Origin of the sequence: Sphingopyxis sp. (genome assembly GCF_035565275.1) — a bacterium.
GTDB lineage: Bacteria > Pseudomonadota > Alphaproteobacteria > Sphingomonadales > Sphingomonadaceae > Sphingopyxis.
This window is the reverse complement of the sequence record NZ_DATMST010000122.1, coordinates 1-8,321: the sequence shown is the minus strand read 5'-3', so window position 1 is coordinate 8,321 and position 8,321 is coordinate 1. Positions and strand designations below refer to the sequence as shown.

Annotated in this window: 11 protein-coding genes; all 11 read right to left on the bottom strand. The window is 66.9% G+C overall.

Going from position 1 to position 8,321, the window contains the following annotated elements:
* On the bottom strand, positions 1-485 hold a 485-nt coding region (locus VN047_RS08190; RefSeq protein WP_325541626.1), incomplete at its 3' end, for a PmbA/TldA family metallopeptidase.
* Between the two features lie 53 nt (positions 486-538).
* A complete protein-coding gene (locus tag VN047_RS08185) occupies positions 539-859 on the bottom strand; it encodes a hypothetical protein (protein ID WP_325541625.1) in 321 nt (106 codons plus the stop codon).
* A gap of 320 nt (positions 860-1,179) precedes the next feature.
* Positions 1,180-1,788 carry a hypothetical protein gene (locus VN047_RS08180; RefSeq protein WP_325541624.1) on the bottom strand — a complete coding sequence of 203 codons (609 nt, stop codon included), beginning with the start codon at positions 1,786-1,788 and terminating at the stop codon, positions 1,180-1,182.
* Between the two features lie 78 nt (positions 1,789-1,866).
* Positions 1,867-2,400 (bottom strand): demethoxyubiquinone hydroxylase family protein, encoded by a 534-nt coding sequence (locus VN047_RS08175; RefSeq protein ID WP_325541623.1) that lies wholly within the window; start codon positions 2,398-2,400, stop codon positions 1,867-1,869.
* Entirely contained in the window at positions 2,397-2,879 is a 483-nt protein-coding gene (locus VN047_RS08170; protein ID WP_325541622.1) for a disulfide bond formation protein B, read from the bottom strand. The genes VN047_RS08175 and VN047_RS08170 overlap by 4 nt, the downstream gene beginning before the upstream one ends.
* A 12-nt stretch (positions 2,880-2,891) precedes the next feature.
* On the bottom strand, positions 2,892-4,172 hold the full coding sequence (locus VN047_RS08165) for a S41 family peptidase (RefSeq protein ID WP_325541627.1): 1,281 nt from the start codon (positions 4,170-4,172) through the stop codon (positions 2,892-2,894).
* A gap of 257 nt (positions 4,173-4,429) precedes the next feature.
* Positions 4,430-5,644, bottom strand: coding sequence for a murein hydrolase activator EnvC family protein (locus VN047_RS08160; protein WP_325541621.1), 1,215 nt, complete (start codon positions 5,642-5,644; stop codon positions 4,430-4,432).
* Positions 5,641-6,069, bottom strand: coding sequence for a 23S rRNA (pseudouridine(1915)-N(3))-methyltransferase RlmH (locus tag VN047_RS08155; protein ID WP_325541620.1), 429 nt, complete (start codon positions 6,067-6,069; stop codon positions 5,641-5,643). Before VN047_RS08155 ends, VN047_RS08160 begins: the two co-directional genes overlap by 4 nt.
* A 32-nt stretch (positions 6,070-6,101) precedes the next feature.
* Positions 6,102-6,512, bottom strand: a complete 411-nt coding sequence (gene rsfS, locus VN047_RS08150) for a ribosome silencing factor (protein ID WP_325541619.1) — start codon at positions 6,510-6,512, stop codon at positions 6,102-6,104.
* On the bottom strand, positions 6,509-7,201 hold the full coding sequence (locus VN047_RS08145) for a nicotinate-nucleotide adenylyltransferase (protein WP_325541618.1): 693 nt from the start codon (positions 7,199-7,201) through the stop codon (positions 6,509-6,511). The genes rsfS and VN047_RS08145 overlap by 4 nt, the downstream gene beginning before the upstream one ends.
* A partial coding sequence (locus tag VN047_RS08140) for a glutamate-5-semialdehyde dehydrogenase (RefSeq protein ID WP_325541617.1) occupies positions 7,165-8,321 on the bottom strand: 1,157 nt, incomplete at its 5' end. The genes VN047_RS08140 and VN047_RS08145, both read right to left, overlap by 37 nt.

Here is an 8,321-nt window from a genome sequence, read left to right as displayed (position 1 = left end):
AGCGCGAAGCGCGTGCGGCTGTGGCTGGCGCTGCCGCCTTCGCTGTTCGTTACGCCTTCGACGGCGCGCGCGGCGTCCTCGACGGCAAGCGCGGCGGTGCGAAGGGCCGCCGGATCGGCATCGCTGTCGTCGTCGAGGTCGAGGTCGGGAACAGGACCCTTGAACAGCAGATCCTGCGGGGCGAGGCCGGCATAGGGATCTTCCGGGGCTTCGCGCGCCATTGCGACGCAGCGCTCTACCAGCTTGGCGAGCTCGCCCGCGTCCATGTCTGCGGTCGACACGCTCGCGCTGCGCTGGCCGACGAAAACGCGGAGCGATATATCCTGCCCCTCGGACCGCTCGACATCCTCGAGCGCCCCGAGCCGCATCGATACCGAGGTGGCGGCATTGCAGTAATAGAGAGCATCGGCGGCATCGGCGCCGGCCTTGGCGGCGGCGTCGCAGAGCATCTGCGCGCGGTCGAGGGCTTCGGAAACGGTCAGCATCTCCGCGCCCTATACGGCGCGGGGGCCAGCGTCAAACCCGGTCGCCTGTGGATTTAGCCGGTGATCGCCGCGATCGCGTCGGTGGCGGCCATCGCGCCGCTGATCCACAGGAACGGCAGCGTCAGTGCGGCGATCCACAGGCGCCTGACGTCCCGGCGAAAGCGCGCATGAAGACCCCAGCTGGCGAGCGCCTGACGGCTCAGGTGATACCAGCGCCGTTCGGTCGAGCGGACGACGGGGAGCGCGAGCGCGAGCAGCATGACGAGTGCGACGACGATGAGCGCCGAAGGGGCGCCCTTGGCGACCGCGCTGGTGACGAGCCAGATCTGGAGGGCGGCGAAAGCGAGGAGCGCGGCGGCGGCATGCCACGTCATTCGGCGGCCCAGGCTGCGTGCAGGTGGAACGCTTGCAGTCGATCGGCGCCAGAGGCGCGGTCCGAACGTCGATGCCATGTTATCAGCCTCCCCGGCTGGCGATTCCCAGAAACGCCACGATTTGCCCCAAAAATTCCCAAGTCAAGTCAGCTTGCCAGCGATTCGTTAATTTTTGCACTCAGCTCGGCGCGGATTCGCAACCAAATCGCGCCGAATTGCCGAAACGCTGCAATTTTGGCTTTATCGCCAGCCGTTTGGCCATGGATTGGGACAATATGGAGACAGCGCTCGCAAAGGGAGGCTAGCGGCCGTCGCGGGGGTCAGGGACGTGGGGGAACCGGCAGCGGCTGGGCATCGGATTCGTCGGGTGCGGCGGGCATGGGGGCCTGGCCGCTGGCCTGGCGTTCGAGATCTTCGGCCGCCTTCTGGCGCTCGGCGAGCGCCTTTTCCTCGGCGACGACCGCCGCCTCGACTTCGTTTGCCGCGGCGTCGATGCCCGCGATGCGCTTGGCGCGTTCGTCGGCGATCATCGTCTGCCAGTCGGTCTTGTCGGCCGCCTGCCGTTCAGCCTTCGCGCCCGCGACCAGCGCCTGGGTGCAGCCGGTGAAGCCGCCGAGCCCGGTGGGCGAGCAGCTGTCGGTGCCGAAGCGGCCAACGCGTTCGAGTGCGACGACGCGGTTCAACCAGGCATTGTTGCGCGGATCGAGCGGGTCGCCGCCACGAAACATCTGCGGCACGCGATAGCGATCCTGTTCGGGCAGGCGGTTACAGACGACGATCTCGTCGGGGCTGCTCTGTTCGCACTTGTCCGAGCCATAGACGATGACCTGGTTGATCTTTTCGCCCTCCACCGTGGCCTCCTGTGCCCTGGCAGGCAGGGTGGCGGCACTGCCGGCGAGGATGAGTGCGAACAGGGGGAGGCGGATCATCTGTCTTTCCTTCGTCGTTTCGGGCGGCTTGGCACCCCGAGCCTGCACCGTCATGAACGGTGCGGGCAGTCCATCTTATCAGATACGTTTCGACAGCGCGATGGCTGCACGGCAACCCGCGCGAATCGCGAAGCTTAGCGCCGGATAGCCGGGCGCGCTTTCGGCGCCCGCCCTGAGCGCAGCTTCCTTGTGCTCGAGTTCTTCCGCCCGGAAATCCTCGACCGCGGCGCTAAGCTCGGGGTCGTTGTCGCCCAATTCGTCGAGCTGGTGCTGGTAATGGCGGTCGATCTCGGTCTCGACCGCAGCGGTGCACGCCATCGCGGCGCGCGGCCCCATTGCGGCGGTTGCCGCGCCCAACGCGAAGCCGGCGACGTCCCAGAAGGGCTGGAGCGCCGTCGGGCGCACGCCGCGCCGGGCGATCATGTCGTCGAAGAATTTGCGGTGCCGCTCTTCCTGCTCCGCCATGTGCGCGATCTCGCGCGCCATCGGGTGGCGATCGCCCATCACCGCAAGCTGGCCGGCATAGATGCGCGTCGCGCCATATTCGCCTGCCTGGTTGACGCGGATCATCGATGCGGTGCGTTTGCCAGTCTTTGCCCGAACGTTCGTCATGCCGCCGATGTGGTCTTCCGGCGCAGCAAGGTCAAGACAAGTGCCGCCGCCCCCAGCGAGAAGATCGCGTTGAACCCCGCGAGCGAGATGCCGAAGAGCGTCCATTGCGCGGTGTCGCAGCGGATCAGCGGCGCGTTCATGATCGAATCGAGCGTTACCGGGCCGCTGGCGCCGGTCGCGCAGGTCGTGATGCCTTCCCAGAAGCCATATTCGACCCCGGCGTGGAAGATGCCGATCGCGCCGCTCACTGCAATCGCGACGGCAGCGAAAAAGGTGAGCGTGCGCATCGCCTTGTCGCTGCGACGAAGCAGCAGGGCGGCAAGCGCGAGCAGGATCGCCGCCTGATGCGGCCAGCGCTGCCAGTAACACATCTCGCACGGGTGGAGCCCGAAACCATATTGCGACACGATCGCGCCGCCATAAAGAAGCAGCGGCGCTGTGAGCGCGACGATTGGCGCGGCAAGGCGCGAGTTCAGCATCTTGCCAGCTCCCTACTTGCGTGCGGCGGGTTTGGCCGGCGGCTTGCCGCCTTGCGCCATGCGCGCTGCTGTCGGACTGATCCGGCCGATCGTCTGCAATGCGTAGTGCAGCTGGAAATCCTCGATGCCCTTTTCCTTCAATTCCGCCGCCGTCGCGGAAAAGCGTGGGTCGGCCTTTTCGTCCTTTTCGAGCAGGCTGTTATCGACCTTCTTCTCGTTGATCAGGTGACGGCGCAGGTCGCTTTCGCGGAACTTCGGCCGCGAGGCATAGTCGGGATCCGAAAGCTGCGGCACCCGGATATCGGGATCGATACCGCCTTCCTGCACGCTGCGGCCCGACGGCGTGTAGTAGCGCGCCGTCGTCAGGCGAAGCGCGGTCGTGTCGGTCAGCGGCAGCACCGTCTGCACCGATCCCTTGCCGAAGCTGCGTTCGCCCATCACGACCGCGCGGTGCTGGTCCTGCAGTGCGCCCGCGACGATTTCGGAGGCAGAGGCCGAACCCGAATCGATCAGCACGACGACCGGCGCGCCGCCCGCGACGTCGCCGGGTTCGGCGAAATAGCGTTCGATGTCGCCCTTGCGGCGGCCGCGCTGCGAGACGATCTCGCCGCGTTCGAGGAACAGGTCACTGATCCCGACCGCTTCGTCGAGCAGCCCGCCGGGGTTCGAGCGGAGGTCGAGGATCCAGCCGCGCGGTTTCTTGCCCAGCGACTTTTCGACTGCCACCATCGCGGCCTTGAGATCCGTCGTCGCATCGGCCGAGAAGCTCGATACGGTGAGCACGCCGACGTCGCCGCTGACTTCCCATTTGACCGGCTTCAGGTCGATGATCTCGCGCGTCAGCGACATCTCGATCGGCTTGTCCTGCCCTTCGCGTACGATGGTAACGTCGATCTTGGTTCCGGGCTTGCCGCGCATCTGTTCGACGGCTTCGTCGAGCGTCAGGCCGAAGATCAGTTCCTTGTTGATATGGGTGATATAGTCGCCGGGCTTGATCCCGGCCCTGGCCGCCGGTGTATCGGCGGTGGCCGTGATCACCTTCACCGCGCCGTCTTCCATCGTCACCGACAGGCCCAAACCGCCATATTCGCCGTCGGTCTGGGTGCGCAGATTCGAGAAACCATGTGCGTCGAGATAGCCCGAATGCGGGTCGAGGCTCGCAAGCATGCCGTTGATCGCGCCTTCGATCAGCTTCGAATCGTCGACCGGCTCGACATAGTTCGACTTCACTTCGAGATAGACGTCCATGAAGCGCGAGATTTCTTCCTGCGTCTTCGAATCGACACTCGCCATCGCACCGGTCGCGAGCGGCACCAGCGCCAGAGTCGAGAGCGCGGCGGCGCCCTGCCACAAGGCAAAGCGGCGCCGGGGGGAGGAAGAAGGTCCGGACGCGGTGGTCTTGGTCGATTCGGTCATGGGCGTCTTTCAGTCACGCGAGAGCAATCTCGCCTTATAATCCCCGGCGTGCCATCCTCCTACGCAAATCTGCGGGGGTCAAGCGGCGCATCCCCATAGGGAACGGTCACCGAACCGGCGATTAACGGCGCCGATCAGCCGATCATCGCGACGATATCGACGGGGTGTCCGGCGCGACGGAGCTCAACGGTGATGCGACTGTCGCCGGATCCCGCGCGGCCGATCGGCGCCCCGGCATCGAGCGTGTCGCCGACTCCGACCGACAGCGCGATCATACCCGTCAGCAGCGAGACCCAGCCGCCGCCATGGTCGATGATCACGATCTTGCCATAGCCGCGATAGTCGCCGGCGAAGCCGATGCGGCCGGGTGCGGGCGCGACGACCTGGCCACCGGGACGCGCGGAGATGGTGACGCCGCGCGAGCGGACGCCGCTTTCATTGACCTCGCCAAGGCCTGCGACGATGCGCCCGACAACGGGCAGGCGGTATACGCCCTCTGTCAGTTCGGCCTCTGCAGTCGCGGGCGGCGTTGCGCTCGTCACGCTGCCCTCGGGATTGCGCGGGCGCGGCAAGGGACCCGCCAGCTGTGCCAGTTCGGCGCGCACCGCGCCATCGGCTTCGAGCGAATCCATCAGGTCGACGATGTCGCGCGCCTTCTCGCCGAGCCCCAAGGCGCGGTCGGCTTCGAGCTGCGCGCTGCTCATCAGTTCGCGCGAACGCAGCCGTCCTTCGTTTTCGAGCCGGGTCAATGCGTCGCGTCGGTGCGCGAGCTGCGCCTTGCTCGACGAGAGCGCCGTCAGCGCGATCGCCTGTTGCCGCCGCGTCGTGTCGAGCTGCGTGAGTTCGCGCCGGACCCCGGCGGTGCGGCGTTCGATCACCGGCATCGCGGCGTCGATCACCGCGCGTGCGTGCACCATGTCGGAGAGCGATCCGGGTTGCGCGAGCACGGCGACCGGCGGCTGCCGGCTCAATTGCTGGAGCGATGCGGCGAGTTCGAGCAAGGGTTGCTGCTGCTCGGCGAGCCGTGCGCGCTGGGCCGAAAGTCGGCGACTGACGAGCGCGACACGCGCCTCGCCCGCGCTGATATCGGCTTCGGCCGACTGGATTCGCGCGGCGAGCGCCGCGCTACGCTTTTTCAACCGGTCGGCTTCGCTGCTTGCCGCCCCGGCCTGTTTTTCGAGCAGAGCGCTACGCGCCATCGCCGCAGCCGATTGCTGCTTGGCGTCGACAAGCTGCGTCTGTTCGCGCGCGGCGATGGCCTGCGGATCAAAGATGTCGCTTTGTGCAAGCGCGAGCGCGCCGCCGGCGAAGACGGCGGCGACCGCCAGAGCGGCAAGCGCTCGCCTCACTGACGGCCCTCGCGATGATAGGGATGACCGGCGACGATACTCGTTGCGCGCCACAATTGCTCGGCGAGCATCGCGCGTGCCATCAAATGCGGCCAGGTTGCGCGGCCGAAGGCGATGACCTTGTCGGCACCTTCGCGTTCCTCCGGTGTGAAGCCGTCGGCGGCGCCGAGGCAGAAGCGCGCCTCGCGGACCCCGCCATCGCGCCATTTTTCGAGCAGTTTTGCGAATTCGAGCGACGACATCTGGTCGCCGCCCTCGTCGAGGAGAATAGTCCGGCTGTTATCGCCAGCGGCAGGCATGCGCCCGCCGGTATCGGGAAGTTCCGAAATCTTCTGCGCCCAGGTCACGCGCTTCATATAGCGCTCGACCAGCTCGGCCTCGGGCCCGCGCCCGATGCGCCCGCGCGCGATGATGTGCAACAACATATCCGCCGCCTAACCTTCAGGCGGCGGTCACGTCAATTCGCTGCTGCGACCGGCGGGGCGTCGCCGAACGACCACATGCGCTCGAGGTTATAGAAGCTGCGGACCTCGGGACGAAACAGGTGAACAATAACGTCGCCCGCATCGAGCAGCACCCAATCGGCGTTGGGCAGCCCTTCGACGCGGACGCTGCGGCCCGCTTCCTGCTTGATCCGCTGCGCCAGCTTCTCGGCGATCGCCGAGACATGGCGCGTCGATCGGCCGCTTGCGATCACCATATGATCGGCGATGCTGCTTTTGCCGGCAAGCGGGATGGAGATGGTTTCCTGGGCCTGATCCTCGTCCAGTTGGTGGAGGATCAGCGCGTGGAGCGATTCCACGCTGGCGTCCGAAGACTTTTGGGCGGATGCGGCGCCATTGGCGGCATCCTGGGTGGCGGAGATCAAATGCGTCCTTTCCTGTTATCCACAAGCCGCGAATGCGTCAGCGGGTCGCGCATGGCGCGGCCTGCATAGCGTTCGAACCAGCGGGGGTTGGCCTGCCGTATTGCAGTTGCGGATCGCACATCGGGCGAAAAACGCAGGAACACGAGGGCAGGCGGTCTCCAGTCCGTCCAGTGAAGTTTCTGGTCCGCGGGCCGGACGAAGCGCCGAAGCCAACCCATCGCCTGTGCGGCATGAGCCCGACCATTATAGCCCGGACGCGCGACAACCGCAATCGGCATCAATCGCGCGATCCCCCGCCAGTCGCGCCATTGGGGCAGCTGGACCAGATTGTCGGCACCCATGATCCAGATGAATTGACGGTCCGGATAGCGGCGGACCAGCTTTTTCAGCGTATCGATCGTGTAGCGCGTGCCGAGTTCGGCCTCGATCGCGGTCGCGCGGATTGGCGAGCGCCGCGCCATCCGTTGCGCCGAACCGACGCGGGCGGGTAGCGAGGCCATGCCCGCCTTGGGCTTGAGCGGATTGCCCGGCGAGACGAGCCACCACAGCTCGTCGAGGCCGAGCGCATCGATGGCGTTCAGGCTGATCGCGCGATGCCCGCCATGCGCGGGATTGAAACTGCCGCCGAGGAGGCCGGTGGGGATTTTGCGCGTCAGGGTCGGACCTGTCCCGTGCCGCGCACCAGCCATTTGTATGTGGTCAGCCCCTCCAGCGCGACGGGGCCGCGGGCGTGGAGGCGCCCGGTGGCGATGCCGATTTCGGCGCCGAGGCCGAATTCGCCGCCGTCGGCGAATTGCGTCGAGGCATTGTGCATGACGATCGCGCTGTCGACACCCGTCAGAAAGCGCTCGGCGGTTGCGGCATCCTCGGTGACGATCGCGTCGGTGTGATGGCTCGAATGCGCGTCGATATGCGCCAGCGCTCCCGCCAGGCCGTCGACCATGGCGATCGACACGATCGCGTCGAGATATTCGCAGTCCCAGTCGCCGGCCGATGCGCGTTCGACGTGCGGGCTGAGCGCCACGACATCCCTGTCGCCGCGCACTTCGCAGCCCGCGGCGATCAGCGCGTCGACGATGGCGAGCGCCGCGGGATAGGCGCGGTCGATCAGGATCGTCTCGGTCGCGCCGCAGACGCCGGTGCGGCGCATCTTTGCGTTCACCGCCAGCTGGGCCGCCTTCGCCGGATCTGCGGCGCCATCGATATAGAGATGGTTGATCCCGTCGAGATGGGCGAGCACCGGCACGCGCGCCTCGTCCTGCACACGTGCGACGAGCCCCTTGCCGCCGCGCGGGATGATGATGTCGATGAGGCCCTGCGCACGCAGCATCGCGCCGACCGCGGCGCGGTCCTGTGTAGGCACAAGCTGCACGGCATCGGCAGGCAGCCCGGCCTCGACCAGCCCCGCCGCGAACGCCGCATGGATCACGCGGTTCGAATGCACCGCCTCGCTGCCGCCCCGCAGGATCACGGCATTGCCCGACATCAGCCCGAGCGCGGCCGCATCGGCGGTCACATTGGGTCGGCTTTCATAGATGATGCCGACGACGCCGAGCGGGACGCGCACGCGGCTCAGCACCAGCCCGTTGGGCCGCGTCACGCGGTCGATCTCGGCGCCTGCCGGGTCGGGAAGCGTCGCGACCGCATCGATTGCGTCGGCAATTGCGGCGAGGCGGCTCTCGTCGAGACGCAGCCGGTCGAGCATCGCGCCCGACAGGCGGTTCTTTTGCCCTGCTGCCATATCTTCGGCATTGGCGGCGAGAATTCCGCCCGCCCGCGCGCGGATTTGCGCCGCCGCCGCAATCAGCC

What these genes read in the sequence shown, in the direction of transcription:
- VN047_RS08185 (WP_325541625.1), bottom strand. Translation starts at nt 859, where the DNA reads ATGACGTGGCATGCCGCCGCCGCGCTCCTCGCTTTCGCCGCCCTCCAG.
- VN047_RS08180 (WP_325541624.1), bottom strand. Translation starts at nt 1,788, where the DNA reads ATGATCCGCCTCCCCCTGTTCGCACTCATCCTCGCCGGCAGTGCCGCC.
- VN047_RS08175 (WP_325541623.1), bottom strand. Translation starts at nt 2,400, where the DNA reads ATGACGAACGTTCGGGCAAAGACTGGCAAACGCACCGCATCGATGATC.
- VN047_RS08170 (WP_325541622.1), bottom strand. Translation starts at nt 2,879, where the DNA reads ATGCTGAACTCGCGCCTTGCCGCGCCAATCGTCGCGCTCACAGCGCCG.
- VN047_RS08165 (WP_325541627.1), bottom strand. Translation starts at nt 4,172, where the DNA reads ATGGCGAGTGTCGATTCGAAGACGCAGGAAGAAATCTCGCGCTTCATG.
- VN047_RS08155 (WP_325541620.1), bottom strand. Translation starts at nt 6,069, where the DNA reads ATGTTGTTGCACATCATCGCGCGCGGGCGCATCGGGCGCGGGCCCGAG.
- VN047_RS08145 (WP_325541618.1), bottom strand. Translation starts at nt 7,201, where the DNA reads ATGGCTGGTGCGCGGCACGGGACAGGTCCGACCCTGACGCGCAAAATC.